The 26,774-nt window shown below is 60.1% G+C and carries 21 protein-coding genes; 14 read left to right on the top strand and 7 right to left on the bottom strand.

Going from position 1 to position 26,774, the window contains the following annotated elements; translation table 11 throughout:
• Window positions 1–319: 319 nt before the first annotated feature.
• Window positions 320–1,783, bottom strand: coding sequence for a transglycosylase SLT domain-containing protein (locus CCX46_RS17950; RefSeq protein WP_102899186.1), 1,464 nt, complete (start codon window positions 1,781–1,783; stop codon window positions 320–322).
• Between the two features lie 99 nt (window positions 1,784–1,882).
• Window positions 1,883–2,650: a hydroxyacylglutathione hydrolase gene (gene gloB / locus CCX46_RS17945; RefSeq protein ID WP_127928571.1), complete on the bottom strand. Its 768-nt coding sequence runs from the start codon at window positions 2,648–2,650 to the stop codon at window positions 1,883–1,885.
• Between the two features lie 66 nt (window positions 2,651–2,716).
• On the opposite strand from gloB, the gene CCX46_RS17940 reads away from it, so the two are divergent.
• From CCX46_RS17940 to CCX46_RS17920, 5 genes are all read left to right on the top strand, one after another.
• Window positions 2,717–3,475, top strand: a complete 759-nt coding sequence (locus tag CCX46_RS17940) for a class I SAM-dependent methyltransferase (protein WP_007910573.1) — start codon at window positions 2,717–2,719, stop codon at window positions 3,473–3,475.
• Between the two features lie 90 nt (window positions 3,476–3,565).
• The gene (gene rnhA, locus CCX46_RS17935) at window positions 3,566–4,036 is read left to right on the top strand and encodes a ribonuclease HI (protein WP_007910572.1); all 471 of its coding nucleotides are present in this window, start codon (window positions 3,566–3,568) and stop codon (window positions 4,034–4,036) included.
• A gap of 192 nt (window positions 4,037–4,228) precedes the next feature.
• Complete coding sequence (gene dnaQ, locus CCX46_RS17930; RefSeq protein WP_038366028.1) at window positions 4,229–4,987, top strand: DNA polymerase III subunit epsilon; 759 nt, start codon at window positions 4,229–4,231, stop codon at window positions 4,985–4,987.
• A gap of 203 nt (window positions 4,988–5,190) precedes the next feature.
• The gene (locus CCX46_RS17925; RefSeq protein ID WP_127928569.1) at window positions 5,191–7,446 is read left to right on the top strand and encodes an Orn/Lys/Arg family decarboxylase; all 2,256 of its coding nucleotides are present in this window, start codon (window positions 5,191–5,193) and stop codon (window positions 7,444–7,446) included.
• Window positions 7,447–7,460: 14 nt separating this feature from the next.
• Complete coding sequence (locus CCX46_RS17920) at window positions 7,461–8,075, top strand: GNAT family N-acetyltransferase (RefSeq protein ID WP_034152338.1); 615 nt, start codon at window positions 7,461–7,463, stop codon at window positions 8,073–8,075.
• On the opposite strand, the gene CCX46_RS17915 is transcribed toward CCX46_RS17920, so the two are convergent.
• Both CCX46_RS17915 and CCX46_RS17910 read right to left on the bottom strand, forming a co-directional pair.
• Window positions 8,041–8,934 carry a LysR family transcriptional regulator gene (locus CCX46_RS17915; RefSeq protein ID WP_127928567.1) on the bottom strand — a complete coding sequence of 298 codons (894 nt, stop codon included), beginning with the start codon at window positions 8,932–8,934 and terminating at the stop codon, window positions 8,041–8,043. The genes CCX46_RS17920 and CCX46_RS17915 overlap by 35 nt on opposite strands.
• Window positions 8,935–9,019: 85 nt before the next feature.
• On the bottom strand, window positions 9,020–9,250 hold the full coding sequence (locus CCX46_RS17910) for a hypothetical protein (protein WP_127928565.1): 231 nt from the start codon (window positions 9,248–9,250) through the stop codon (window positions 9,020–9,022).
• Between the two features lie 184 nt (window positions 9,251–9,434).
• On the opposite strand from CCX46_RS17910, the gene CCX46_RS17905 reads away from it, so the two are divergent.
• Window positions 9,435–9,992, top strand: a complete 558-nt coding sequence (locus CCX46_RS17905; RefSeq protein WP_127928563.1) for an NADPH-dependent FMN reductase — start codon at window positions 9,435–9,437, stop codon at window positions 9,990–9,992.
• Window positions 9,993–10,162: 170 nt separating this feature from the next.
• Window positions 10,163–11,446, top strand: coding sequence for an arsenic transporter (locus tag CCX46_RS17900; RefSeq protein WP_127928561.1), 1,284 nt, complete (start codon window positions 10,163–10,165; stop codon window positions 11,444–11,446).
• 130 nt (window positions 11,447–11,576) lie between these two features.
• Here the strand turns inward: CCX46_RS17900 and CCX46_RS17895 are convergent, their stop codons facing one another.
• The gene (locus CCX46_RS17895; RefSeq protein WP_127928559.1) at window positions 11,577–12,527 is read right to left on the bottom strand and encodes a DUF1853 family protein; all 951 of its coding nucleotides are present in this window, start codon (window positions 12,525–12,527) and stop codon (window positions 11,577–11,579) included.
• 115 nt (window positions 12,528–12,642) lie between these two features.
• Here CCX46_RS17895 and CCX46_RS17890 point away from each other — a divergent pair, with 115 nt between their 5' ends.
• Genes CCX46_RS17890 through pepN form a run of 6 tightly spaced genes read left to right on the top strand, consistent with a single transcriptional unit; the run spans window position 12,643 to window position 19,158 of the window.
• The gene (locus tag CCX46_RS17890; protein WP_003224174.1) at window positions 12,643–13,533 is read left to right on the top strand and encodes an NAD(+) kinase; all 891 of its coding nucleotides are present in this window, start codon (window positions 12,643–12,645) and stop codon (window positions 13,531–13,533) included.
• Window positions 13,533–14,504, top strand: a complete 972-nt coding sequence (locus CCX46_RS17885) for a metallophosphoesterase (RefSeq protein ID WP_127928557.1) — start codon at window positions 13,533–13,535, stop codon at window positions 14,502–14,504. Before CCX46_RS17890 ends, CCX46_RS17885 begins: the two co-directional genes overlap by 1 nt.
• Window positions 14,501–15,370 (top strand): rhomboid family intramembrane serine protease, encoded by an 870-nt coding sequence (locus CCX46_RS17880; protein ID WP_127928555.1) that lies wholly within the window; start codon window positions 14,501–14,503, stop codon window positions 15,368–15,370. Before CCX46_RS17885 ends, CCX46_RS17880 begins: the two co-directional genes overlap by 4 nt.
• A gap of 32 nt (window positions 15,371–15,402) precedes the next feature.
• Entirely contained in the window at window positions 15,403–15,663 is a 261-nt protein-coding gene (locus tag CCX46_RS17875) for a YeaC family protein (RefSeq protein WP_007919229.1), read from the top strand.
• Window positions 15,660–16,490 (top strand): DUF2797 domain-containing protein, encoded by an 831-nt coding sequence (locus tag CCX46_RS17870; protein WP_127928553.1) that lies wholly within the window; start codon window positions 15,660–15,662, stop codon window positions 16,488–16,490. Before CCX46_RS17875 ends, CCX46_RS17870 begins: the two co-directional genes overlap by 4 nt.
• Before the next feature lie 10 nt (window positions 16,491–16,500).
• The gene (pepN, locus tag CCX46_RS17865; protein WP_127928551.1) at window positions 16,501–19,158 is read left to right on the top strand and encodes an aminopeptidase N; all 2,658 of its coding nucleotides are present in this window, start codon (window positions 16,501–16,503) and stop codon (window positions 19,156–19,158) included.
• Between the two features lie 591 nt (window positions 19,159–19,749).
• On the opposite strand, the gene katG is transcribed toward pepN, so the two are convergent.
• A complete protein-coding gene (gene katG, locus CCX46_RS17860) occupies window positions 19,750–22,020 on the bottom strand; it encodes a catalase/peroxidase HPI (protein WP_127928549.1) in 2,271 nt (756 codons plus the stop codon).
• A gap of 335 nt (window positions 22,021–22,355) precedes the next feature.
• On the opposite strand from katG, the gene CCX46_RS17855 reads away from it, so the two are divergent.
• Window positions 22,356–24,392 (top strand): TonB-dependent receptor, encoded by a 2,037-nt coding sequence (locus tag CCX46_RS17855; RefSeq protein WP_127928547.1) that lies wholly within the window; start codon window positions 22,356–22,358, stop codon window positions 24,390–24,392.
• Between the two features lie 82 nt (window positions 24,393–24,474).
• Here the strand turns inward: CCX46_RS17855 and CCX46_RS17850 are convergent, their stop codons facing one another.
• Window positions 24,475–26,685 carry an LTA synthase family protein gene (locus tag CCX46_RS17850; RefSeq protein ID WP_127928545.1) on the bottom strand — a complete coding sequence of 737 codons (2,211 nt, stop codon included), beginning with the start codon at window positions 26,683–26,685 and terminating at the stop codon, window positions 24,475–24,477.
• Window positions 26,686–26,774: the final 89 nt, after the last annotated feature.

Genomic DNA, 26,774 nt, shown 5'->3' with positions numbered 1-26,774 from the left:
CCTCTCCCAGGAGGGAGAGGGGACTGACCGAGTTGTTTCTTCGAGCTACGCCGACCTGAGCTGTCGAGTCGAACTCACGTTTTGAAAAGCCCCTCACCCTAACCCTCTCCCGGAGGGAGGGGGGACTGATCGTGGTGTTTGGGCGAATTGCACCGACGTGCGATACCGAGCCGGACTCAGAATCTGAAAAGCCCCCGATCGGCTCCCTTTCCCCCTCGCCCCCTTGGGGGGAGAGGGCTGGGGTGAGGGGGATGGATCTAAAGCACACCACAAAAATGTGATCCAAAAAAAAGCCCCTGCAAACTCAGGGGCTCTTCGATCAATGCGGCTGGTAAACCGTGAGCATCTGCCCCGGCTTCAACGCTTTACCCGCACCCGGGTTCCAGCGCTTGAGATGCTGCATCTCAACGTTGAATCGCTTGGCCACGACGTACAGCGTGTCGCCGCGCTTGACCTTGTACTGGGTCTGCTGCGCGCTGTCGTCCTTGCCTTTGCTCTTGCTGTTGGCCGCAATCACTGTATTGACGCGGCCAGACTTGCGAGCCGGCGCACGTTTGCTGGTGTCCTGCATCACCAGGGTCTGGCCGACCTTGAGGTTCTTGCCGGTCAGCTTGTTCCAGCGCTGCAGATCCTTGACTTCGACCTTGTTGGCCTTGGCGATGGAGCCGAGGTTGTCGCCACGCTTCACGCGGTAAGCACGCTTGAGTTTTGCCACCTCGGAAGGATCGGCACCCTCGAACACCGGCTTCAGCGAACGCGGGCTGATCAGCTCGTCAGGCCGCATGGTCTGCAGGCTGGCGGTCAGCAGTTGCGCCTTCGACGTTGGCACCAGCAAATGCTGAGGGCCATCGATGGTGGTGCGTTGCTTGAAGGCCGGGTTGAGCTGGAACAGTTCGTCTTCGTCGATATTGGCAACCGCGGCGACCTTGGACAGATCCATGCGCTGGTTGATTTCGACGACCTGGAAGTACGGTTCGTTGGCGATCGGGTTGAGGTTGACCCCGTAGGCTTCCGGCGCCAGTACCACTTGCGACAGCGCCAGCAGCTTCGGCACGTACGCCTGGGTTTCTGCCGGCAGCGGCAGGTTCCAGTAGTCGGTTGGCAGGCCAAGCTTTTCGTTACGTTCGATGGCACGGCTGACCGTACCTTCGCCGGCGTTGTACGCCGCCAGAGCCAGCAGCCAGTCACCGTTGAACATGTCGTGCAGGCGGGTCAGGTAGTCCATCGCTGCGGTGGTCGAGGCGGTGATATCGCGACGGCCATCATAGAAGCGGGTCTGACGCAGGTTGAAGTAACGCCCGGTGGACGGAATGAACTGCCACAGCCCTACAGCATCGGCCCGGGAATAGGCCATCGGGTTGTAGGCGCTTTCAATCACTGGCAGCAGGGCCAGTTCCAGCGGCATGTTGCGTTCTTCGAGGCGTTCGACGATGTAGTGAATATAGAGACTGCCGCGTTCGCCGGCATTCTCGAGGAAAGAGGGATTACTGGCGAACCACAGGCGCTGTTGCTCGATGCGCGGGTTGACGCCGAGACCTTCCTGCAGCTGAAAGCCCTGGCGCATGCGTTCCCAGATGTCCTGGGGAACCTGTGGGCTGGGCTTTTCGGTCAGCCAGATCGGCTTCTGCTTGGCTCGCGCAGCAATGTTCGGCGTATGGGTCGCTTCAGTCTGCGGAGCATGGCTGGAACAGCCCGCCAGCGTGGCGGACACAGCCACCGCGATGGCTTGCGCCAGGCGGGTCAATGCGTCTGAATTGACGGACTTACGTATGGATGACGACATTGGCTGGAAGTAAGTTCCGGGCAAAAATGTCGGGCGATTCTAGAAAGCGCACCCCTTGCGGTCAACCATTCAGAATTTTTGTACCAGGCAGCGGGGTACTTAGAACTTATCTTTCCAGGCCCGCAGAGCCGCAAATACCTCACTCGGCGCCCGGTTTTGAGCGCCTGCCCGTTCGTCCACTTTTTGTGTAACTAATGTTTCAGTGGTACGCAAAAACGGGTTTGTGAGTTTTTCCAGAGCGAGGGTCGAGGGCAGGGTCATCACGCCGTTTTGCCGTTGCTGGGTGACTTTTTCCAGACGGGCGGCAATGTCCGGGTTGCTCGGTTCGACGGCGGCGGCAAACTTCAGATTGCTCAGGGTGTATTCATGGGTGCAGTAGACCAGCGTATCTTCCGGTAACGCGGCGAGTCGCCCGAGCGAGTGGTGCATTTGCTCCGGTGTGCCTTCGAACAAGCGGCCGCAACCGGCAGCGAACAGGGTGTCGCCGCAGAACAGCAAGCCGTGGTGGTAATAGGCGATGTGTCCCAAAGTGTGACCGGGCACCGCATAGACGTCGAAATCCCAGCCGAGCACGCTGACGCTGTCGTTGTCCTTGAGCGCCACGTCGCGCCCGGGGATGTTTTCGCTGGCCGGGCCGTAAACGGTCGCGCCGCTCGCGGCTTTCAGGCGTTCGACGCCGCCGACGTGATCATGGTGATGGTGGGTGATCAGGATGTCGCTCAAGACCCAGCCTGGGTGCGCTTCGAGCCATGCCTGCACTGGCGCGGCATCGCCGGGATCGACCACCGCGCAGCGCTGGGTACGGTGATCCTGTAACAACCAGATGTAGTTGTCGGTGAACGCGGGCAGGGCACTGATCTGTATCATCGTCGGAATTCGCCAAGCGGAAAACATTGGCGCATCTTAGTAGTTCCTGGCGCTTTGGAGAATGCGATGAGTGATAAAGCGTTCGCACAGGCTGATCCTGACTGGCTGGCCCTGATCGGTGCAGCCCGTGAATGGCTGTCCGGCCCGCTTGGGCAATTTCTGCTCGATGAAGAGCGGCGCATGCTCGAAGACGAGTTGGGCCGGTTCTTCGGCGGTTATCTGGTGCATTACGGTCCATCGGCCGAAACCCCGCCGGCGGCGCCGCAAGTGCAGCGCAATGTGCGCCTCGGTGCGCCGTTGCCGGGGGTCGAGATTGTCTGCGAAGAGCAGGCCTGGCCGCTGAGCGAGCACGCCGCCGACGTGGTGGTGATGCAGCACGGCCTGGATTTCTGCCTGTCGCCCCACGGTTTGCTGCGTGAAGCAGCGAGCAGCGTGCGCCCCGGCGGGCATTTGCTGATCATCGGTATCAACCCGTGGAGTACCTGGGGCTTGCGCCATGTTTTCGCCCACGACGCCTTGCGTCAGGCGCGCTGCATCTCACCGTCACGGGTTGCTGACTGGCTCAATCTGCTGGGCTTCGCGCTGGAGAAACGCCGCTTCGGGTGCTATCGTCCGCCGCTCGCGTCGCCCAAGTGGCAGGCCCGCCTGGCCGGCTGGGAACGCAAGGCCGGTGACTGGCAACTGTCGGGCGGCGGCTTCTATTTGTTGGTCGCGCGCAAGATTGTGGTCGGGCTGCGGCCGCTGCGTCAGGAGCGTCGCGAGCCGATGGGCAAGCTGATTCCGCTGCCGATGGCCAAGGTCAATCGCCGGCGTATCGAACCGTAAACCTTCTTTTATTTGTGGCCGGGTTTGTCCCGGCCTCGGTCATTGTCGATCCGTGATCGGCAAGACAGGCATTTTTCTGGATAGAGTGGCATGAGCGAAAGCGTTGAAAGCGTCGACACCGTAGAACTGTTCACTGACGGCGCCTGCAAAGGCAATCCCGGCCCGGGCGGCTGGGGCGCCTTGCTGGTGTGCAAGGGCGTCGAAAAGGAACTGTGGGGCGGCGAAGCCAACACCACCAACAACCGCATGGAACTGCTCGGCGCGATCCGCGGCCTCGAAGCCTTGAAGCGCCCGTGCGAAGTGCTGCTGGTGACCGACTCGCAATACGTGATGAAGGGCATCAACGAGTGGATGGCCAACTGGAAGAAGCGCGGCTGGAAAACCGCCGCGAAAGAGCCGGTGAAGAATGCTGATCTGTGGAAAGAGCTGGACGAGCAGGTCAACCGCCACAAGGTCACCTGGAAATGGGTGCGTGGGCACATTGGCCATCACGGTAACGAGCGGGCGGACCAGTTGGCGAACCGTGGGGTGGATGAGGTTCGCGGTTACAAGCAGAGCTGATTTCGCCTCTGAACCGTGGTGCGGCCATTCGCGAGCAGGCTCGCTCCCACACTGGATCGTGTTCACAACACAAATCCACTGTGGGAGCGAGCCTGCTCGCGAATGGGGCGCCACGGTCCACCTGAAACACCCCACCGAGCGTGTTAACATCCGCGTTTTTTGCAAGATCGACCCGTTGAGAGCTGAACACTGATGGCCACCAGATCCGTTGTACTCGATACCGAAACCACCGGCATGCCGGTGACCGATGGTCACCGGATCATTGAAATCGGCTGTGTCGAACTGATCGGCCGACGCCTGACGGGCCGGCATTTTCACGTTTACCTGCAACCGGATCGCGAGAGTGATGAAGGCGCCATCGGCGTCCACGGTATTACCAACGAGTTCCTGGTTGGCAAACCACGGTTTGCCGAAGTGGCCGATGAGTTCTTCGAATTCATCAAGGGCGCACAGCTGATCATCCACAACGCGGCGTTCGACGTTGGCTTCATCAACAACGAATTCGCCTTGATGGGCCAGCACGATCGCGCTGACATCACCCAGCACTGCTCGATCCTCGATACCTTGATGATGGCCCGGGAACGTCACCCGGGGCAGCGCAACAGCCTCGATGCGTTGTGCAAACGTTATGGCGTCGACAACTCGGGCCGTGAACTGCACGGCGCCTTGCTTGACTCGGAGATTCTCGCCGACGTCTACCTGACCATGACCGGCGGCCAGACCAGTCTGTCGCTGGCGGGCAATGCGTCTGACGGTAATGGCACGGGCGATGGCGCGGACAACTCGGCGACCGAGATTCGTCGCTTGCCTGCGGATCGTCAGCCAGCGCGGATCATTCGTGCGACGGAAGATGAATTGGCGGCGCATCTGGTGCGGCTGGAAATCATTGCCAAGTCTGCCGGTGGCCCGGCGTTGTGGACGCAGATCGCCGAGGCGGACGCTCAGGCTTGAAGATCAAGAGATCGTCCGATCGCGGCCCGAACCTTCGGCAGCTCCTACATTGGAATGCGATCCTCTGTAGGAGCTGCCGAAGGCTGCGATCTTTTGTTTTTGGCGGTATGAAGCCAAGTGGCCACCCTCGCCACTTTGCCTGCAACCCTCTACCCTGAGTGCATTGGCCGATTCAATTCTGCCGCCTCGGGACACTGAGCCTCATGTACAAAGATTTGAAGTTTCCGGTGTTGATCGTCCATCGCGACATCAAGGCCGACACGGTCGCCGGTGACCGTATCCGTGGCATCGCCCGGGAGTTGGAGCAGGAAGGGTTCAATATCGTTTCGGCCATCGACTACACCGAAGGGCGGTTGGTGGCATCCACCCACCATGGCCTCGCCTGCATGCTGATTGCCGCCGAGGACGCCAGCACCAACTCGCATCTGTTGCAGAACATGGCCGAACTGATCGGCCTGGCGCGGGTGCGCGCACCGGATCTGCCGATCTTTGCCCTCGGCGAGCAAGTCACCCTGGAAAATGCTCCGGCCGATGCCATGGCCGAGCTCAATCAACTGCGCGGCATTCTCTATCTGTTCGAAGACACCGTGCCGTTCCTGGCCCGGCAAGTCGCGCGGGCGGCGCGCAAGTATCTGGATGGTTTGCTGCCGCCGTTTTTCAAGGCGCTGGTGCAGCACACCGCCGACTCCAATTATTCCTGGCACACCCCCGGTCATGGCGGTGGGGTGGCCTATCACAAGAGTCCGGTGGGGCAGGCGTTTCATCAGTTCTTTGGCGAAAACACCCTGCGTTCGGATTTGTCGGTGTCGGTGCCGGAGCTTGGCTCGCTGCTCGATCACACCGGGCCACTGGCCGAAGCCGAAGCGCGCGCGGCGCGCAATTTCGGCGCCGATCACACCTTTTTCGTGATCAATGGCACCTCAACGGCTAACAAGATTGTCTGGCACTCGATGGTCGGCCGTGACGATCTGGTTCTGGTCGATCGCAACTGCCACAAGTCGGTGTTGCACGCGATCATCATGACCGGCGCGATCCCGTTGTACCTGTGCCCGGAGCGTAATGAACTGGGAATTATCGGCCCGATCCCGCTGAGCGAATTCAGCCGCGAATCGATTCAAGCGAAGATCGACGCCAGCCCGCTGACCAAGGGCCGCGCACCGAAAGTCAAACTCGCGGTGGTCACCAACTCGACTTACGACGGCCTCTGCTACAACGCCGAGCTGATCAAACAAAGCCTCGGCAATAGCGTCGAAGTGCTGCATTTCGATGAGGCCTGGTACGCCTACGCGGCGTTTCACGAGTTCTTCGCCGGGCGTTACGGCATGGCCACCTCGCGCAGTGACGACAGTCCGCTGGTGTTCACTACCCATTCCACGCACAAACTGCTCGCTGCCTTCAGTCAGGCCTCAATGATTCATGTGCAGGACGGCGGCGCGCGGCAACTCGATCGCGATCGTTTCAATGAAGCGTTCATGATGCACATCTCGACCTCGCCGCAGTACAGCATCATCGCCTCACTCGATGTTGCCTCGGCGATGATGGAGGGCCCGGCCGGGCGTTCGCTGTTGCAGGAAACCTTTGATGAAGCGCTGAGCTTCCGTCGCGCGCTGGCCAATCTGCGCCAGCACATTGCCGCCGATGACTGGTGGTTTTCGATCTGGCAGCCGCCGGGTGTCGAAGGCATTGATCGCGTACAGACCGAGGATTGGCTATTGCAACCGGATGCCGACTGGCATGGTTTCGGCGAGGTCAGTGACGATTACGTCTTGCTTGATCCGATCAAGGTCACGCTGGTGATGCCGGGGCTGAATGCCGGCGGTGCGCTGAGCGAGAAGGGCATTCCGGCGGCGGTGGTCAGCAAGTTTCTATGGGAACGTGGCCTGGTTGTTGAAAAAACCGGTCTGTATTCATTTCTGGTGTTGTTCTCCATGGGCATTACCAAAGGCAAATGGAGCACATTGCTCACCGAGCTGCTGGAGTTCAAACGCAGTTACGATGCCAACGTACGCCTAGATACCTGCCTGCCGTGCGTGGCCCAGCAAGACACCGCGCGTTATCGCGGCATGGGCCTGCGCGATTTGTGTGATCAGTTGCACGCCTGCTATCGCAGCAATGCCACGGCCAAACACCTTAAACGCATGTACACCGTGCTCCCGGAAATCGCCATGAAGCCGGCTCACGCCTATGATCATCTGGTGCGTGGCGAAGTCGAAGCGGTACCGATCGATGAGCTGGAAGGCCGGATTGCAGCGGTCATGCTCGTACCGTATCCGCCGGGGATTCCGCTGATCATGCCCGGCGAACGCTTTACCGAATCGACCCGCTCGATCATCGATTACCTGAAATTTGCCCGCACGTTCGATAGCAGCTTCCCCGGTTTTGTCGCTGATGTGCATGGACTTCAACATGAAGATGAAGGCAATGGACGGCAGTACACCGTCGATTGCGTCAAGGAATGAGGACTTTTCCCAGTATGCAACCGGTCATGAATCCGAAATACCCAGGGCTGTCGGTGCGTGTCGCCGATGAAGGCTTTGCGCCGTATATCTGGGGCAGCGACTTCAGTTTCGAAGTTGCGGCTTATGGGGCTGCCGTGATTGGTCAGCCCGTTGAGCAGTGGCGGGTCACGCCGATCGTGCCTTATCGCAAGTGCTACGGCATCGATCCGGAGGAGTTCAGCGCCTTTCACAATGCGCCCGACAGCGCGATTTTCATGGCGTATCTGGACGATGAGCCGGTCGGCCATCTGGTGATCAGCACCAACTGGAATGGGTTTGCGCATATCGACGAGTTGGCGGTGCACGCGCCGGCGCGTCGGCATGGTGTGGCCAAGGCACTGCTCGATGTCGCGCAGTTCTGGAGCCGCAAGAAAAAGCTGCCGGGGATCATGCTCGAAACCCAGAACAACAACCTCGGGGCCTGTCGATTGTATGAACGCTGCGGTTATGTGATTGGCGGGGTCGACCAATTGCGCTATCGCGGCATCGACCCGAACACCGCCGAAGTGGCGCTGTTCTGGTATCGATTGTTCGATAATCCGCTGGAAAACCCGCTCAGCTCGACAGCATCGCCTCGGCTTGTTCCGTGATGATCGCCAGTAACGTCTGAATCGCTGATGACGGCGCGGAGTGCTTGAAGGTCAGGGCATAGAGGCTGATCGGCACGGCCGGCGACAGCGGGCACACGTCGAGTCCGGCGGCGCGCGCGCCCAGTGCGGTGAACGGGTCGACGATGGCCAGGCCTTCGCCGGCCTCGACCATGCTGCGCATCATCTGATGGGTTTGTACGCGGGTCTGGATGCTCGGCGCCGGACGCAGGGCCTGGAGCTTGTTTTCCAGCGCCGGGCTCAGTGGGTCCTGGCCTTCAAGGCCAACCATGGCCTGACCCGCCAGATCCTGCAGGGAAATGTATTTCTGTTTCGGTTGCAGCCAGCCGTGGGGCGCGAGCAGTTGCAGCTTGCCCTGGGCCAGTGGCCGGCAATCAATGTCGGGATGTTCGGGATCGTGCAGGCTCAAGCCCAGATCAATTTCGCGCAACAGCAGGCTGCGGACGATCTCGCGGGTCGGTGCGCTGAGCAGGCTGCAAGGTGCATCGGGCAGACGTCGGCGCAGGGCGGCGAGACTGTGTGGGAGTAATTGCTGCGCCAGCGGCGGAGTGCCGATGATGCGCAAGGGCGGAGCGAGGTATTGCTTGAGGCTGCTGGCCAGGCGCTGCACTGGCTCCAGCGCTTCATAAACGTGGACGATTTCGACCTGCAACGCCCGTGCTTCGGGCGTCGATTGCAGGCGTCCGCGCACGCTGGAAAACAGCATGAACCCCAACTGACTCTCGGCTTCTCGCAAACGCTCTTCGACCTCGGCCACCGGCAACTGCAACCATTCGGCGGCGGTGCCCAGGTGACCGGTCTGCAAGAGCGCCTGAATCACTTCGATATGACGTAAACGCATGCGTGAAGTCCATGTTCAGCAGGTGGGGTCAGTGGCTGAATCCTACCCCAAGTCTGCGCATATGACTTCTGCTCATAACGGCCAGTTATGAAGCGACGGTTGGCTCAGGTTCGCGGATCAGGGTGATGCCTGACTGAACCAGAAGAAACTCGCTCTCACTGACCTTGTTGACGCGATCGCCAATGGCCAGTTTGTAAATCGGCTCCGAGCCAGTGGAACCGTCTGCCGACGGGTTGGATTCCTGGAACTCATGCACGGAATAAACGCGGCCTTCCGCATCTCTTGCATGGAACTGACCGACGAGTACTGCTGCCATCTGCTTAGAACCTCTGGAGATAAAACGCTTGATTTGCGGCTTGGTAGACCGCCATCAAGGCCTGTAAGTTTTCCTACAGGAAAAAAATAATCAGCTCGCGGGATTTTCCCATCGGGTGCTGGTGGAATCGTCACCGGATCATCTATAACTACTGGCTCCTCCCACGGACCATCGAGAGTCTTCCATGAGCAATGTCTACAACGTCGCTGTAGTGGTCGGTAGCCTGCGCAAAGCATCGATCAACCGCAAGGTCGCTCTGGCACTGGCAGAGCTGGCCCCGGCCAACCTCAAGCTTGAGATTGTCGAAATTGGCGATCTGCCACTTTATAACGAAGACATCGACGGTGATTCACCGCCGGCAGCCTACAGCACTTTCAGGCAAAAAGTGGCGTCATCCGACGCGGTGCTGTTTGTCACCCCCGAGTACAACCGTTCGGTGCCGGCGCCGTTGAAGAATGCCATTGACGTTGGATCGCGGCCTTATGGCAAGGCTGTCTGGAGTGGCAAACCGGGGGCGGTGATCAGTGTATCGCCCGGTGCAATCGGTGGTTTCGGCGCGAATCAGCATCTGCGCCAGTCGTTCGTGTTTCTCAATGTGCCGTGCATGCAGCAGCCGGAAGCGTATCTGGGCGGCGCGGGTTCGGCGTTTGATGAAGAGGGTAAGTTGAGCGAATCGGTGAAACCTTTTCTGCAGAGTTTTATCAATGCGTACGGACAATTCGTAGAGCAACACAAGAAGTAAGCTCACCGAAATTCCCTGTGGGAGCGAGCCTGCTCGCGAAGGCGTCGTCAGTCGTTGCATCAATGGCGACTGACAGTGCGCTTTCGCGAGCAGGCTCGCTCCCACAGGTTATCTTTCTGGCTCGGCACTCGTCGTGGCCTTTTTACCTCACTCTTTGAAGGCTGTTGCGGATGCTCGCTGCGTCACTAATTTTCCTGCTGACCATTACCCTTGTCATCTGGCAACCCAAAGGCCTCGGCGTCGGCTGGAGTGCGACGCTTGGCGCAGTACTGGCGCTGATTTTCGGTGTCGTCCATCTCGGCGATATCCCGCTGGTGTGGCAGATCATCTGGAATGCCACTGGCACTTTCGTCGCACTGATCATCATCAGCCTGCTGCTCGACGAGGCGGGGTTCTTCAACTGGGCCGCATTGCACGTGGCGCGCTGGGGGCGGGGCAGCGGGCGCAAGCTGTTTGCCTTCATGGTGCTGCTCGGCGCGCTGGTGTCGGCGCTGTTTGCCAACGACGGCGCGGCGCTGATTCTCACGCCGATCGTGATTTCGATGTTGCTGGCGCTGCGCTTTTCCCCGGCGGCAACCTTGGCCTTCGTGATGGGCGCGGGATTTATCGCCGATACCGCGAGCCTGCCGCTGGTGGTGTCGAACCTGGTCAATATCGTTTCGGCGGACTTCTTTCACATCGGTTTCAACCGCTATGCAGCAGTGATGGTGCCGGTCAACTTCGTCAGCGTGGCGGCGACGCTGGGCATGTTGCTGTGGTTTTTCCGCCGCGACATTCCATCGACGTATGACCCTGAGCAACTCGAGCATCCAGAGACCGCGATCCACGACAAAGCCACGTTTTATGCCGGTTGGGCGGTGTTGGTGATCTTGCTGATCGGTTGCTTTGCGCTGGAGCCGCTGGGCATCCCGATCAGTGCGATATCCGCGGTGTGCGCCGCGTTGCTGTTGGGCATCGCCGCTCGCGGCCACAAGATTTCCACGCGCAAGGTGATGAAAGAAGCGCCGTGGCAGATCGTGATTTTCTCGCTGGGCATGTACCTGGTGGTCTACGGCCTGCGCAATGCCGGACTGACCGGGTATCTGGCCGGTTGGCTGGATGTCTTCGCCGGTCATGGCGTCTGGGGTGCGGCAATGGGCACCGGGGTGCTGACGGCGTTGCTGTCGTCGATCATGAATAACTTGCCGACGGTGTTGATTGGCTTGTTGTCGATCGATGCCAGTCAGGCCAGCGGAGTGGTCAAGGAGGCGATGATCTATGCCAACGTGATTGGCAGTGACCTGGGGCCGAAGATTACCCCGATTGGCAGTCTGGCCACGTTGTTGTGGCTGCATGTGCTGGAGCGCAAGGGCATTCACATTGGCTGGGGCTATTACTTCCGGGTCGGGATTGTGTTGACGGTGCCGGTGTTGTTGGTGACGTTGGCGGCTTTGGCTTTGCGTTTATCCCTTTAAACCGAGTCGCCCCCTTCGCGAGCAAGCTCGCTCCCACAGGGGAATGCATCTCATCTCCCTACATTTGAAATGCAGTCCAAATGTGGGAGCGAGCTTGCTCGCGAAGGGGCCATATCAAACACCAAAAAACTCAGGCCTGGCCGGGTACATTCGGCCAAAGATCCGAGACCAGAAACAACCGCTCCGCTTCTTCCCATTCTCCCCGCGCATTCTCGGTCAGGCGCACCATCAACTGCGCCGGGGCCAGCGGTTCAAGATCTTTCAGCCAGATCCGTAAATGCTCCAAAGTCCAGGTCTGATCAGCCGGGTAATGCGCCGGTGCCAGCCAGGCATGCCGGGGCAGGGGTTGCCAGCGTCCGGCCGGACGTTGCGCCACAAAGGCGGGCCAATCCTTCTGATGCAACCAACTGCCGCGCAAATGCTGCGGATGTGCGCCGCTCGGTGATTCAGCCTGTCCCGGCCACGGGTACAACAAATAACCACCGAGCCACAGTTGCGCGCTGAACACCTCGATATCCAGCGCCGCCAGCACTTCGCGACTTTCCGGACGGGCCGAGATCGGCAACTGATGCTCGGCCAGGTGCGCCAGTTTGCGATCGAGCCGATCGTGGCAACCCGGCCCCAGCCACTGCGCCGGATCACGGCCGTCGCCATTCTGCGGGCCGAGGTAGAGCTTGATCGCCAGTTCGAGGTGATGCACGCCATCGCGGTCACGCAACAACATGTCCAGTTCACCGAGGGTGTGGCCCTCGCGGCGGATCGGCAGATTGGCCGCGATCAGCTCAATACCCGGCGCATGCTCCACGGCAAACTGCCACAGCCGCTCGTAATACAGGCCTAGACGTCGCGTGCGTGCCTGCGACAGCCAATGCAGCAAGCCATAGCTGTCACGGTCGAGCTGACGCAACCAGTGTTCCAGGCGTTCGGGATCGTGCACCCAATCGCTGCCCGCCAGCGGATGGCGCTGCGGCCACGGCGTGGTAGCAAGCATCGGCGGGGCGAGGATCACCCACGCCAGATCGCGCACTTCCGGGTGGCGTAATTGGTGGGGCAACTGCAGCAAGTCGGGAAATAGGATCATCTTGCGAGCATAGCCGTAAACACGAGCGCACCCTTGAGGCTGAAAGGATTTTGTCTAACCGGCGCTTTCGCCCATAATCGGGTTTTTCGCGTTTTCGATTGTCCGCAGAGGTCCCATGGAGCAATTTCGTAATATCGGCATCATCGGTCGCCTGGGCAGTTCCCAGGTGCTGGATACCGTCCGCCGACTGAAACGGTTTCTGCTCGATCGTCACCTGCATGTGATCCTCGAAGACACCATCGCTGAAGTGCTGCCGGGCCACGGCCTGCAAACCTCGTCGCGCAAGATGCTCGGCGAAGTCTGCGACATGGTCATTGTCGTCGGCGGTGACGGCAGCCTGCTCGGCGCCGCGCGAGCGCTGGCCAAACACAATATTCCGGTGCTCGGTATCAACCGCGGCAGCCTCGGTTTCCTCACCGATATTCGCCCGGACGAGCTGGAAGTCGAAGTCGCCAAGGTGCTCGACGGCCACTATCTGGTGGAAAACCGCTTCCTGCTGCAAGCCGAAGTGCGCCGGCATGCCGAGGCCATCGGCCAAGGCGATGCGCTCAATGACGTGGTGCTGCACCCCGGCAAGTCGACGCGGATGATCGAGTTCGAGCTGTACATCGACGGCCAGTTCGTCTGCAGCCAGAAGGCCGACGGCCTGATCGTCGCCACGCCGACCGGTTCCACCGCGTACGCGCTGTCTGCCGGCGGGCCGATCATGCACCCCAAGCTCGATGCCATTGTGATCGTGCCGATGTACCCCCATATGTTGTCCAGTAGACCAATTGTGGTCGATGGCAACAGTGAGCTGAAAATCGTCGTGTCGAAAAACATGCAGATTTACCCGCAAGTCTCCTGCGATGGGCAGAACCATTTCACCTGCGCGCCGGGCGACACCATCACCGTCAGCAAGAAAGCGCAGAAGCTGCGCCTGATTCACCCACTCGATCACAACTACTACGAAGTCTGCCGCACCAAGCTCGGCTGGGGCAGCAAGCTGGGCGGTGGAGGCGACTGATGCTCGATCCCGCGCGCAGTTATGACCTGATTGGTGACGTGCACGGATGCGCCCTGACCCTCGAACACTTGCTGGACCGTCTCGGTTATCACAAGCAGGGCGGGGTCTGGCGGCATCCATCGCGCATGGCCGTGTTCGTCGGCGACATCATCGACCGAGGCCCGCGCATTCGCGAGGCGCTGCACATCGTCCACGACATGGTCGAGGCCGGTCAGGCCTTGTGCATCATGGGCAACCACGAATTCAACGCACTGGGCTGGAGCACCCCGGCGCTACCGGGCAGCGGCAAGCAGTTCGTCCGCGAACACACGCCGCGCCATGCGCGCCTGCTGCATGAAACCCTGACCCAGTTCGAAGACCACCCCGGCGACTGGCACGATTTCCAGCGCTGGTTCTATGAGCTGCCGTTGTTTGTCGACGCTGGGCGTTTCCGCGTCGTCCACGCGTGCTGGGATGCTGGCCTGATCGAACCGCTGCGCGCGCTGTTCCCCAACGGTTGCATCGACGAACACTTCCTGCAGGCCTCGGCGGTTCCGGACAGTTTCGCCTGTACCGTATTCGACCGCTTGTTGCGCGGCACCGATATGCGCCTGCCGGATGGTCTGACCATGACCAGCGGCGACGGTCTGGTGCGTTCGTTCTTCCGCACCAAGTTCTGGGAAGACGATCCGAAGACCTACGGCGATATCGTCTTTCAGCCTGATGCACTGCCAGACCCGGTGGCGCAGAAGCCGCTGACCTCCAGCGAAAAAAACAACCTGCTGCGCTACGGCGTCGACGAGCCGTTGCTGTTCGTCGGCCACTACTGGCGTAGCGGCAAACCGGCGCCGATCCGCCCGAATCTCGCGTGTCTGGATTACAGCGCGGTGCTCTACGGCAAACTGGTCGCCTATCGTCTGGATCAGGAAACACGTCTGGAACCGCATAAATTTGTCTGGGTCGATGTCGAGCGGCCGGAGGTGCTGCAATGAGTGCGGTAGCGGTATTGCGTCTGCCGTTGGCGGTGGACTTGAGTGGTTTCGTCAAGCTGCTGCAACGCATGCAGGTCCCGCATCGGGTCAGCGAAGAGGCCGGCGAACAAGTGCTGTGGGCACCGGCGGAAATCAGCGAAGACGTGCGCTCCTTGTACGAACGCTTCCCGGCGGGTGATCCCGATCAGCAAATGGACATCCCCGTCGCGCCAACCTTCAAGCGGCCGAGCTTCACCGAGCAACTGAAATACGCCAAGGCCACCGGGTTCATCCTGTTGCTGTGCCTGATCGTTGGCGGGCTGACGTACCTCGGTGAGAACCTGCAAACCCTGCGCTGGCTGACTTTCCTCGATTTTCAGGTAGTCGGCGAGTACATCCATTTCACACCATTGGCCGACAGTCTGGCGGCAGGGCAGTGGTGGCGTCTGGTCACGCCGATGCTGATCCACTTCGGCATCCTCCACCTGGCCATGAACGGCATGTGGTACTGGGAGCTGGGGCGGCGCATCGAGTCGCGCCAGGGCAGCATCAACCTGATCGGCCTGACGCTGCTGTTCAGCCTCGTGTCCAACTACGCGCAGTTTGTCTGGAGCGGCGCGACCTTGTTTGGCGGCTTGTCGGGCGTGCTTTACGGTTTGCTCGGACATTGCTGGATCTTCCAGCTGCTGGCGCCGAACCCGGCCTATCGCCTGCCGCGCGGCGTGCTGGCAATGATGCTGATCTGGTTGTTGGTGTGCATGTCCGGGCTGATCTCGGTGATCGGCTTCGGCGAAATCGCCAACGCCGCCCATGTCGGCGGGTTACTCATCGGATGCTTCACCGGTTTGTTGGGCGGTTTGTATAACCGCCGTAAACTGGCCGCCTAAAATTTCAGTAGATAAAGAGCACGGAGACCCTGATGTCCTCTTTTAACGACATGATCAACAACATTACCCCGGACATCTACGAGAGCCTGAAACTGGCCGTGGAAATCGGCAAGTGGTCCGACGGCGGCAAACTCACCGCCGAGCAGCGCGAGCTGTCGTTGCAGGCGATGATCGCCTGGGAAATCCAGAACCTGCCGGAAGACCAGCGCACCGGTTACATGGGTCCGCAGGAATGTGCGTCGAAGTCGATCGAAGTGCCGAACATTCTGTTCAAGTCGGATGCCATCCATTGATCGAGATTGGCCGCGGTGCAATCAGCAAAATGTCGGCGCGCCTGGACGGGCCGAACGTGCAATACGCGTTTCGTCTGGATGACGTCGAGGTGCCGGTCAACCCGTTGATCGGCAGCACGGTGCGTCTGGAATACCTGGGGGCGATCCACTGCACCCATTGCGGGCGCAAGACCAAAACCAGTTTCAGCCAGGGTTACTGCTACCCGTGCATGACCAAACTGGCGCAGTGCGACCTGTGCATCATGAGCCCGGAGCGCTGCCACTATGACGCCGGCACCTGCCGCGATCCAGCGTGGGGCGAGCAGTTCTGCATGACCGATCACGTGGTTTACCTGTCCAATTCGTCGGGCATCAAGGTTGGCATTACTCGTGCTACGCAACTGCCGACTCGCTGGATTGATCAGGGCGCATGTCAGGCATTGCCGATCATGCGCGTTGCCACGCGGCAGCAATCGGGTTTCGTCGAAGATTTGTTCCGTAGCCAAGTGGCGGACAAAACCAACTGGCGCGCGTTGCTCAAGGGCGATGCGGCGGCGGTCGATCTGGCGCAGGTACGTGACCAGTTATTCGAAAGCTGCGCCGAAGGCCTGCAAGGTTTGCAGGAGCGATTCGGCCTGCAGGCGATTCAGACCATTGCCGATGTCGAACCGCTGGAAATCCGCTATCCGGTCGAGCAATACCCGGCCAAAATCGTCAGCTTCAACCTGGACAAGAACCCGATTGCCGAAGGCACGTTGTTGGGGATCAAGGGCCAGTACCTGATCTTCGATACCGGCGTGATCAATATTCGCAAGTACACGGCTTATCAGCTCGCCGTGCATCAATAAGGACTCCAGCATGCGCACCGAACAACCGAAGATGATTTACCTGAAGGACTATCAGGCGCCCGAGTACCTGATCGATGAAACTCACCTGACCTTCGAGTTGTTCGAGGATCACAGCCTGGTGCACGCGCAGTTGGTCATGCGCCGCAACCCGGCACGTGGCCCGGGCCTGCCGCCGCTGGTGCTCGATGGTCAGCAGCTGGAGTTGCTCTCGGTGACCCTGGCCGATAAAGAACTTGGCGCTGCTGACTATCAATTGTCCGAGAATCATCTGACCCTGCAGCCGACCACGGAGACGTTCACGGTCGACACCAGCGTCAAGATCCACCCGGAAACCAACACCGCACTGGAAGGCCTGTACAAATCCGGCACGATGTTCTGCACCCAGTGCGAGGCCGAAGGTTTCCGCAAGATCACCTATTACCTCGACCGCCCGGACGTGATGAGCAAGTTCACCACCACCGTGGTCGCCGAACAGCACAGCTATCCGGTGCTGCTCTCCAACGGCAACCCGATCGCCTCGGGCCCGGGCGAAGACGGCCGGCACTGGGCAACCTGGGAAGACCCGTTCATGAAACCGGCGTACCTGTTCGCGCTGGTGGCCGGTGATTTGTGGTGCGTTGAAGACAGCTTCACCACCATGACCGACCGCAACGTCGCATTGCGCATCTACGTCGAACCGGAAAACATCGACAAGTGCCAACACGCGATGACCAGCCTGAAGAAATCGATGCGCTGGGACGAAGAGGTTTACGGTCGCGAGTACGATCTGGACATCTTCATGATCGTCGCGGTCAACGACTTCAACATGGGCGCGATGGAGAACAAGGGTCTCAACATCTTCAACTCCAGCGCCGTGCTCGCTCGCGCCGAAACCGCCACCGACGCTGCACACCAGCGCGTTGAAGCAATCGTCGCCCACGAATATTTCCACAACTGGTCGGGCAACCGCGTGACCTGCCGTGACTGGTTCCAGCTGTCGCTGAAAGAAGGCTTCACGGTGTTCCGTGATTCCGGCTTCTCGGCCGACATGAACTCGGCCACGGTCAAGCGCATTCAGGACGTGGCTTATCTGCGCACCCATCAGTTCGCTGAAGATGCCGGCCCGATGGCTCACGCCGTGCGCCCGGACAGCTTCATCGAGATTTCCAACTTCTACACCCTGACCGTTTATGAAAAGGGTTCAGAAGTGGTCGGCATGATCCATACCTTGCTGGGTGCCGACGGCTTCCGTAAGGGCAGCGATCTGTACTTCGAGCGCCATGACGGCCAAGCAGTGACGTGCGACGACTTCATCAAGGCCATGGAAGATGCCAACGGCGTCGACCTGAGCCAGTTCAAGCGCTGGTACAGCCAGGCCGGCACACCGCGTCTGGCGGTGAGCGAGTCGTACGACGCTGCGGCGAAAACCTATAGCCTGACCTTCCGCCAGAGCTGCCCGGAAACCCCGGACAAAGTTGAAAAACTGCCGTTCGTGATTCCGGTCGAGCTCGGCCTGCTGGACAGCCAAGGCAACGAGATTGCCCTTCGTCTGAGCGGTGAAGCCTCGGCGCAAGGCACCACTCGCGTGATTTCGGTCACCGAAGCCGAGCAGACTTTCACCTTCGTCGACATCGCTGAACAACCGCTGCCATCGCTGCTGCGCGGCTTCTCCGCGCCGGTGAAACTGAGCTTCCCGTACAACCGCGATCAATTGATGTTCCTGATGCAGCACGACAGCGACGGTTTCAACCGCTGGGATGCCGGTCAGCAACTGTCAGTGCAGGTGCTGCAAGAACTGATTGGCCAGCAGCAGAATGGTGAAAGCCTGAAGCTTGATCCGCGTCTGGTCTCGGCACTGCGTACGGTGCTGTCGGACGAATCGCTGGATCAGGCGATGGTCGCGGAAATGCTCTCGTTGCCGGGTGAGGCGTACCTCACTGAAATCAGCGAAGTGGCTGATGTCGATGCGATCCATATCGCCCGTGAGTTCGCGCGCAAGCAATTGGCCGAAGGGTTGTTCGAGGCACTGTGGCTGCGTTATCAGGCCAACCGTGACCTGTCGAAGAAAACCCCGTACGTTGCCGAAGCCGAGCATTTCGCCCGTCGCGCGCTGCAGAACATTGCGCTGTCGTACCTGATGCTCAGCGGCAAGCCGGAAGTACTGGCGGCGGCGCTGGAGCAATTCGAAAGCGCCGACAACATGACCGAGCGTCTGACGGCGCTGGCGGTGTTGGTCAACTCGCCGTTCGAAGAGCAGAAAGCCTTGGCGCTGGCGAGTTTCGCCGAGCACTTCAAGGACAACCCGCTGGTCATGGATCAGTGGTTCAGCGTGCAGGCCGGCAGCACCTTGCCAGGCGGTCTGGAGCGCGTGAAAGCGTTGATGCAGCACCCGGCGTTCAACATCAAGAACCCGAACAAGGTGCGTGCGCTGGTCGGCGCGTTTGCCGGGCAGAACCTGATCAACTTCCACGCGGCGGATGGCTCCGGCTATCGCTTCCTCGCGGACCTGGTGATCGAGCTGAACGGCTTCAACCCGCAGATCGCTTCTCGCCAATTGGCGCCGCTGACTCGCTGGCGCAAATATGACGATGCGCGTCAGGCGTTGATGAAAGGCGAGCTGGAGCGGATTCGGGCGTCGGGGCAGTTGTCGAGTGATGTGTATGAGGTGGTGAGCAAGAGTCTGGCTTGATGGTGGATTGGAGTCGGTGTTCCAGCTGTGGACTGGCCCTCACCCTAACCTTCTCCCAGTGGGAAAGGGGACTGACCGAGGTGTCTTTGCGCTATACGCCGACCTGAAAGTCCGAGTCGAACTCAGGATCTGAAAAGCCCCTCACCCTAACCCTCTCCCAGTGGGAGAGGGGACTGACCGAGGTGTCTTTGCGCTATACGTCGACCTGAAAGTCCGAGTCGAACCCAGGATCTGAAAAGCCCCTCACCCTAACCCTCTCCCAGTGGGAGAGGGGACTGACCGAGGTGTCTTTGCGCTATACGTCGACCTGAAAGTCCGAGTCGAACCCAGGATCTGAAAAGCCCCTCACCCTAACCCTCTCCCAGTGGGAGAGGGGACTGACCGAGGTGTCTTTGCGCTATACGCCGACCTGAAAGTCCGGAGTCGAACTCAGGACTTGAAAAGCACGAAGATCGGCTCCCTTTCCCCCTCGCCCCCTTGGGGGAGAGGGCTGGGGTGAGGGGGTAAGATTTATGCATCAACACAACTCCCCAAGCCGTACGCACAAAAAAACGCCGCATTAACCAATGCGGCGTTTTTATTGACTAAAAGTTACTTCAGGTCGAAACGGTCGAGGTTGGTGACCTTCGTCCACGCCGCAACAAAGTCCTTAACGAACTGCTCCTTCGCATCCGAACTGGCATACACCTCAGCCAACGCCCGCAGTTGCGCATTGGAACCAAACACCAGATCAACCCGCGTCGCCGTCCACTTCACGCTGCCGGTTTTACGGTCGCGCCCCTCGAACTCATCCGCATCTCTCGAAGTTGGTTTCCACTCCACCCCCATGTCCAGCAGGTTGGTGAAGAAGTCATTGGTCAGCGCCTCGGTCTGCGAAGTGAACACGCCATGCCGGGTCTGCCCGACGTTGGTGTTCAACACCCGCAAACCACCCAGCAGCACAGTCATTTCCGGCGCCGTGAGAGTCAGCAGTTGTGCCTTGTCGATCAGCAGTGCTTCGGCCGAAACGGTGTATTTGCCTTTGCTGTAGTTGCGGAAACCATCGGCAATCGGCTCAAGGAAGCCAAAGGAGTCAACATCCGTTTGCTCTTGCGAGGCGTCCGTACGCCCCGGATTGAACGGCACGGAGACGGAGTGCCCGGCGTTTTTCGCTGCTTGCTCAATCCCGGCATTGCCCGCCAGCACGATCAGGTCTGCCAACGAGACTTTCTTGCCAGCGCCGCCGCCATTGAACTCGCCCTGAATGCCCTCGAGGGTTTGCAGCACTTTGGCCAGTTGCTCGGGCTGGTTGGCCTGCCAGAACTTCTGCGGCGCCAGACGCAGGCGACCGCCGTTGGCGCCGCCGCGTTTGTCTGAACCGCGGAACGTCGAGAGTGCCGCCCAGGCGGTGGAGACCAGTTGCGACACCGACAAACCCGAGGCAAGCACTTTGCTTTTCAGCGCAGCCGCGTCGCTGTCGTCGATCAACGGGTGTGTGACATCAGGAATCGGGTCCTGCCACAGCAGCTCTTCGTTCGGCAGTTCCGGGCCGAGGTAGCGCGACAACGGGCCCATGTCGCGGTGGATCAGTTTGTACCAGGCGCGGGCGAAGGCGTCGGCCAGTTGATCCGGGTTGGCGAGGAAGCGCCGCGAGATCTGCTCGTAAGCCGGGTCGAAACGCAGCGCCAGGTCGGAGGTGAGCATGGTCGGCGAAAGCTTTTTGCTCGGATCATGGGCATGCGGAACGGTTCCGGCACCAGCGCCGTTCTTCGGAATCCACTGATGCGCACCCGCAGGACTTTTGCTCAGCTCCCACTCGAAACCGAACAGGTTTTCCAGGTAGTTGTTGCTCCACTTCGTCGGTGTGGTCGTCCAGGTCACCTCCAGACCGCTGGTGATGGTGTCGCCACCCTTGCCGGTGCCGAACGCGTTGCGCCAGCCGAGGCCCTGTTCTTCGAGGCCGGCCGCTTCCGGCTCAGGCCCGACGTTATCGGCAGGGCCGGCGCCGTGGGTTTTCCCGAAGGCGTGGCCGCCAGCGATCAACGCGACGGTTTCTTCATCGTTCATGGCCATGCGGCCAAAGGTTTCGCGGATATCGTGGGCTGAAGCGACCGGGTCAGGATTACCTTCCGGGCCTTCAGGGTTGACGTAGATCAGGCCCATTTGCACCGCTGCGAGCGGGTTTTCCAGATTGCGTTCGCCCTGATCGGTGCGGCTTTCTTCTTTGCCGTGCAAGTCGGGCTCGGCGACCAGCGTGCCGTCACCGGGCTCCTGCATGGCGGACTTGTCTTTGCCGTAACGGCTGTCGCCGCCCAGCCATTCGTGTTCCGAACCCCAGTAGACGTCTTCGTCCGGTTCCCACACATCGGGGCGGCCACCGGAGAAACCGAAGGTCTTGAAGCCCATGGATTCCAGCGCGACGTTGCCGGTCAGAACGATCAGGTCGGCCCAGGAAATGTTGCGGCCATATTTCTGTTTGATCGGCCACAGCAGGCGGCGGGCCTTGTCGAGACTGACGTTGTCCGGCCAGCTGTTCAGCGGCGCAAAACGTTGCTGACCGGAGCCGGCGCCACCACGGCCATCAGCGGTTCGATAGGTGCCGGCGCTGTGCCAGGCCATACGGATGAAGAGGGGGCCGTAGTGGCCGAAGTCGGCTGGCCACCAGTCCTGGGAGTCGGTCATCAGCGCATTGAGGTCTTGTTTCAGGGCTTGAAAGTCGAGGCTCTTGAAGGCTTTGGCGTAGTCGAAGTCCTTGCCCAACGGATCGGACTTGGGCGAGTGCTGACTCAGGATTTTCAGGTTGAGTTGATTCGGCCACCAGTCACGGTTCGTCGTACCACCACCGGCGGCGTGGTTGAACGGGCATTTCGATTCGTTTGCCATGTTCGGGTCCTTATCAGGTCTGCTACGGCCGGCTCGTGCCGACTTCGGACTAGTAAGGCTAGACCCGACTTGGAGAGTCAGCTAATAGGCCGACTATTGGAGGCTGATAGGCAAAGTCTTTCAGCGTTTTTCGGAGCACTTCACGGATCAGCCGATAGCGGCTGCCTGCTGGAAACAGGCGTTGTTGAGCCTCTGCAAAAAAACAAAAAGTGAAAATCGGGATGACAGGAAGAAATGTTATTGTATAACATAAAATTCGTTTCATTCTGTTTCTACCAGCGTTAAAGCAAAACGCTGGCAGCGATCCTCACTTTTCAGCGCATGGAAATTCTGCAATGCCTGCCCGTTCTAAACCCTTGCAACGACGCCTCAATCCGTTGGCCGCCGCGCTGCTTTTTGCATCCCCGGTGTTCGCCGCTGACACCCTCGAACTGCAACCGCAAGTCATCACCGGCAATCCGCTCGGCAGCCAGACACTCGCTTCGCCCTCGACGGTGCTCAGCGGCGACGACCTCACCTTCCAACAGAAGGGCAGCCTCGGCGAAACCCTGAACAAGCAACCCGGCGTGTCCTCGTCGTACTTCGGGCCTGGGGCGAGCCGGCCGATCATTCGCGGTCAGGACGGTGATCGCATCCGTATCTTGCGCAATGGCGTCGGCGCGCTGGACGCCTCGTCGCTGTCTTACGATCACGCGGTGCCGCTGGACCCGGTCAACGTCGAGCGCGTGGAAATCGTCCGTGGTCCGGCAGCGCTGCTGTACGGCGGCAGTGCCATTGGCGGAGTGGTTAACACTTTTGATAACCGCATTCCGACCGAGGCTATCGACGGCATCCATGGCGCCGGTGAGTTGCGCTACGGCGGTGCCGACACCACGCGCAGCAGTGCCGGCAAACTCGAGGCTGGCAACGGTCAATTCGCCTTGCATCTGGACGCCAGTGCCCGCGAGTTCAATGATCTGAAAATCCCCGGCTACGCGAAAACCAGCCGCGAACGCGCAAACGACGACGGTGATTCGAAAAAGCATCGTTTGGGCAACAGTGATGGTCGCCAGGACGGCGGCGCTGTCGGCGGGTCTTACACTTGGGATGACGGATACGCCGGCCTGTCCTACAGCAACTACGATTCCAACTACGGTTCGCCCGCTGAACAAGACGTGCGCATCCGCATGCAACAGGAGCACTACGCCTTCGCCTCGGAGATCCGCAATCTCGAAGGGCCGTTCAGTTCGATCAAGCTGGATGCGGGTTACACCGATTACGAGCATCGCGAAATCGAAGGTGGCGAGGTCGGCACGACGTTCAAGAACAAAGGTTACGAGGCGCGGGTCGAGGCTCGGCACCAGCCGTTGGGGCCGTTCAACGGTGTAATCGGTGCGCAGGTCAGCCGCAACGAGTTCTCGGCACTCGGCGAAGAAGCATTCGTGCCGCAGACCGATACCGATGCCGCTGCGCTGTTCATTCTGGAAGAGTGGCAAGCCACCGACCGACTGCTGTTCACCCTAGGCGGACGCCTTGAGCACACCACGGTCGATCCGGACGCCAAGGGTAACGAGCGCTTCGCCAGCGCCGATCGATCCAGCAGTTTCACCGCCGGCAGTCTTTCCTCTGGCGCGGTGTACACGCTGACGCCGATCTGGTCGGTGGCCGCGACGCTGGGTTACACCGAACGTGCGCCGACATTTTATGAGTTGTACGCCAACGGAGCTCACGTCGCGACCGGCACTTATGAAGTCGGCGATGCCGGGCTGTCGAAGGAAAAAGCCGTGTCCAGTGACCTGGCGCTACGTTTCGACAATGGTACGCACAAGGGCAGTGTCGGCGTGTTTTACAGCCACTTCTCCAATTACATCGGCTTGCTCGGCACGGGCCGAACGCTGAATGACGAGGGCGAAGAGGATGCCGACGGCATCCCTGAATACACCTACTCCGGCGTGCGGGCGCGCTTCAGCGGCATTGAAGCCCAGGATCACTGGAAACTCGGCGAAAGCGCCTACGGCAAGTTTGCCTTGGAGTTGTCCGGCGATTACACCCGCGCGAAGAACCTCGACACTGGCGAAGATTTGCCGCGCATCGCGCCGCTGCGGCTCAACACCGGGCTGCTGTGGGAACTGGACAAGTGGCAGGCGCGCATCGATGTCGAACACGCCAGTTCACAACATCGCGTGCCGGACAATGAAAGCAGCACTGACGGCTACACCACACTGGGCGCCAATGTCGGGTATCACTTCGATGTCGGTCAGAGCCAATGGCTGGCCTTCGTCAATGCCGAGAACCTGACCAATCAAACCGTGCGTTATGCCAGTTCGATCCTGCGCGACATTGCGCCGGCAGAAGGGCGCAGCATTCAGGTCGGCTTGCGCACGACGTTCTGATAATCACTGAAGGCTGCGATCTTTTGATCTCTATTTTAAAAGCAATAGATCGCAGTCTGCGGCAGCTCCGACACGGGCGTGATCAGGTGGATTGGGCGGTGTCATCCTCCGGCACGTCGTCAAGAATGTCCTCTTGCCCCGGCAATTCAGTGATCACACTGAAGTCCGTCACTTCAACTGCGCCCAATCCATACCCCAGCAAATGGAAAGAAAACGCTTTGCGCTCTTGCGGGTTGTCGAAGCTGAAGTTCATTTCCAGTGGCTGCTCGGCGGTTGCGACCATCTCCTGCGGCAGACCGATCTGCACGTCCTGTTCAAACTCCTTGGCCTTGAGCTGAATGTACGCTGCCTGTTGCGGATCGACTGAACGTACGGTCAGACGCACGCGGGTGTGCGAGCCTTTGGGCATTTCCAGGTACTGCGCGCCGATCAGGTTGTCGGCCCAGTCATCCTTGATCTGCGCTTGCAGCGGGATGACGTTGGTGCTGCCGAATTGATAACGATGATTGAGCGGCGTGCGCAGCAGCGACAGGTCGAGGGCGTTGGCGCGAGCAGCGATCTGCCGGGCCGGGTGGCCGCTGTAGTTGCCTTTGTACGTGGCGCTTTCGGCGATGAAGCCGGCGCTTTCGTAGTAGCGGCAGCGGCGCGGCATGTCGCACTCGGAGAAGATCCCCTGACCGTTGTGATAACGCAGCTTGCCGTTGGTGAACGACATGATTTCGCGGCCACTGTCGTAGTCGCGAAACAGTGAACGACCGCTTAGCGCGGAAGGCACCGGCAGGTCGAAGTAGTCGAGGATCGAGGTGCTCAGATCGACGTGACCGTAGACGCCTTTGTTCAGTCGCGGCAGCTGTTCATGCTCCGGTGCCAGGGTCAGATTGAAGCCCCACGACGAGGCCAGGCGCACGCCGTCGATGCCGTGGGATTCGTCCGAGGTGATCACCACCAGGGTGTCTTTCAGAACGCCCTGACGCTCGAGGCCGCTGAGGAACTGTTGCAGCGCATCGTCGAGATAACCGACAGCGGCCTGTTTCGGCGTTTCGTAGCGCTCCAGATACTCCTCGGGTGCGGAGTAGGGCTGGTGGGTGCCGACGGTCAGCAGCGTCAACATCCACGGCTGTTTCTGCTTTTTCAGTTGGCCGACGTAATCGAGCGCGCCCTCGAAGAAGGCCTTGTCATCCTTGCCCCACGGGAACTCCAGATAGTTGCTGTTGCTGAACCACTCCAGGCCATGAGTCGCATCGAAACCGATGTGCGGCATGATCTTGTCTTTGGCCATGAAGCGCAGGCCGGCACCTTGCAGATAGTGCGTGCTGAAGCCGTGCTCACGCAGTTGCGCCGGCAGGCAGGCCTGATTGCGCTCGTTGAGGGTGAGCATCTCCACGCCTTTGGGCGTGCCGTTGTTGAGCTTGTCGTAATCGCCGCAGAGCATGGAGTACAAACCGCGAATGGTCTGGTGCGTATGCAGCACGTAATCCGGGGTGTTCATGCCGCGCTCGGCCCAGCGGCTGAGGTTGGGCATCAGGTCTTCCTGATAATGACTGCCGATGGCTTCGCGGTTGGCGCGAATGTAGGCACCGGGAATGCCTTCCAGGGCGATGACCAGCACATTGCGCGCCTGCCCCGGCGCGGCCAGCAGTTTGTGGCCATTGAGGTCGACGTCGGTGAGCCCGGCCATGGCCGGCGCGGGTTCTTCGACGTCACCGTCCAGCCATTCCTCGGCCTGAATCTGCAGATCGGCCACTTCAGTCGCCAGCAACTGGTGCGGCAGGTTGTACTGGCGCCACGGATCCGCTTCGCTCGGCCACAGGTTTTGCGCGCCCCAGTGCGCGGCGAACATTACCAGCGGCGCACCCCAGACCGCTCGGGGCAGGGGCGGACGCGGCATGCCACGGCCGGCAAATTGGGCCAGCAGCCAGAACATCAGAGCCAGCAGCAAGGTGATGCCCAGCGCCGGGTGCGCCAGCCCGCCACCCGTGGAGTTCTCCACGAACTGCGGATCGATCAGGTAATGAATATCCGAAGGCGTCGGCAGGCGCCCGACGGCGCTGACCAGTTCAGCGGTCGCCACGGCCAGCAAGCCCCAGAACACCAGCACCGGCAAGGCCAGCCACCAGGCACGGCGATGCAGCAAAACCACCAACAGACTGCCGATAGCCAGATCCGACACATAGCCCAGCGGCGTTGACCAGCCCAGTGCCGCACGCAGGTACACCGGCACAATCAGCACGAGAAAGATCAACGAAAAGAGGCGGGCATGCGGCTGCCGCAACCGGTTAAAAAGAGCGCTCACAAAAAAGACCTTCCAGCCATTAAATCGTCATAAAAGTGTGCGCGATGATACCAAGGGTGGGCTGTCTGATCGCCCTTTTAAACGCTCAA

Source organism: Pseudomonas sp. RU47, assembly GCF_004011755.1.
Taxonomy (GTDB): domain Bacteria; phylum Pseudomonadota; class Gammaproteobacteria; order Pseudomonadales; family Pseudomonadaceae; genus Aquipseudomonas.
The sequence above is the reverse complement of the archived record's forward strand: the minus strand, read 5'-3'. Positions and strand labels throughout refer to the sequence as shown.

Bases quoted from the DNA above. Each gene is read 5' to 3' on its own strand.
- CCX46_RS17950 (WP_102899186.1), bottom strand. From the start codon at position 1,783: ATGTCGTCATCCATACGTAAGTCCGTCAATTCAGACGCATTGACCCGC.
- gloB (WP_127928571.1), bottom strand. From the start codon at position 2,650: ATGATACAGATCAGTGCCCTGCCCGCGTTCACCGACAACTACATCTGG.
- CCX46_RS17940 (WP_007910573.1), top strand. From the start codon at position 2,717: ATGAGTGATAAAGCGTTCGCACAGGCTGATCCTGACTGGCTGGCCCTG.
- rnhA (WP_007910572.1), top strand. From the start codon at position 3,566: ATGAGCGAAAGCGTTGAAAGCGTCGACACCGTAGAACTGTTCACTGAC.
- dnaQ (WP_038366028.1), top strand. From the start codon at position 4,229: ATGGCCACCAGATCCGTTGTACTCGATACCGAAACCACCGGCATGCCG.
- CCX46_RS17925 (WP_127928569.1), top strand. From the start codon at position 5,191: ATGTACAAAGATTTGAAGTTTCCGGTGTTGATCGTCCATCGCGACATC.
- CCX46_RS17920 (WP_034152338.1), top strand. From the start codon at position 7,461: ATGCAACCGGTCATGAATCCGAAATACCCAGGGCTGTCGGTGCGTGTC.
- CCX46_RS17915 (WP_127928567.1), bottom strand. From the start codon at position 8,934: ATGCGTTTACGTCATATCGAAGTGATTCAGGCGCTCTTGCAGACCGGT.
- CCX46_RS17910 (WP_127928565.1), bottom strand. From the start codon at position 9,250: ATGGCAGCAGTACTCGTCGGTCAGTTCCATGCAAGAGATGCGGAAGGC.
- CCX46_RS17905 (WP_127928563.1), top strand. From the start codon at position 9,435: ATGAGCAATGTCTACAACGTCGCTGTAGTGGTCGGTAGCCTGCGCAAA.
- CCX46_RS17900 (WP_127928561.1), top strand. From the start codon at position 10,163: ATGCTCGCTGCGTCACTAATTTTCCTGCTGACCATTACCCTTGTCATC.
- CCX46_RS17895 (WP_127928559.1), bottom strand. From the start codon at position 12,527: ATGATCCTATTTCCCGACTTGCTGCAGTTGCCCCACCAATTACGCCAC.
- CCX46_RS17890 (WP_003224174.1), top strand. From the start codon at position 12,643: ATGGAGCAATTTCGTAATATCGGCATCATCGGTCGCCTGGGCAGTTCC.
- CCX46_RS17885 (WP_127928557.1), top strand. From the start codon at position 13,533: ATGCTCGATCCCGCGCGCAGTTATGACCTGATTGGTGACGTGCACGGA.
- CCX46_RS17880 (WP_127928555.1), top strand. From the start codon at position 14,501: ATGAGTGCGGTAGCGGTATTGCGTCTGCCGTTGGCGGTGGACTTGAGT.
- CCX46_RS17875 (WP_007919229.1), top strand. From the start codon at position 15,403: ATGTCCTCTTTTAACGACATGATCAACAACATTACCCCGGACATCTAC.
- pepN (WP_127928551.1), top strand. From the start codon at position 16,501: ATGCGCACCGAACAACCGAAGATGATTTACCTGAAGGACTATCAGGCG.
- katG (WP_127928549.1), bottom strand. From the start codon at position 22,020: ATGGCAAACGAATCGAAATGCCCGTTCAACCACGCCGCCGGTGGTGGT.
- CCX46_RS17855 (WP_127928547.1), top strand. From the start codon at position 22,356: ATGCCTGCCCGTTCTAAACCCTTGCAACGACGCCTCAATCCGTTGGCC.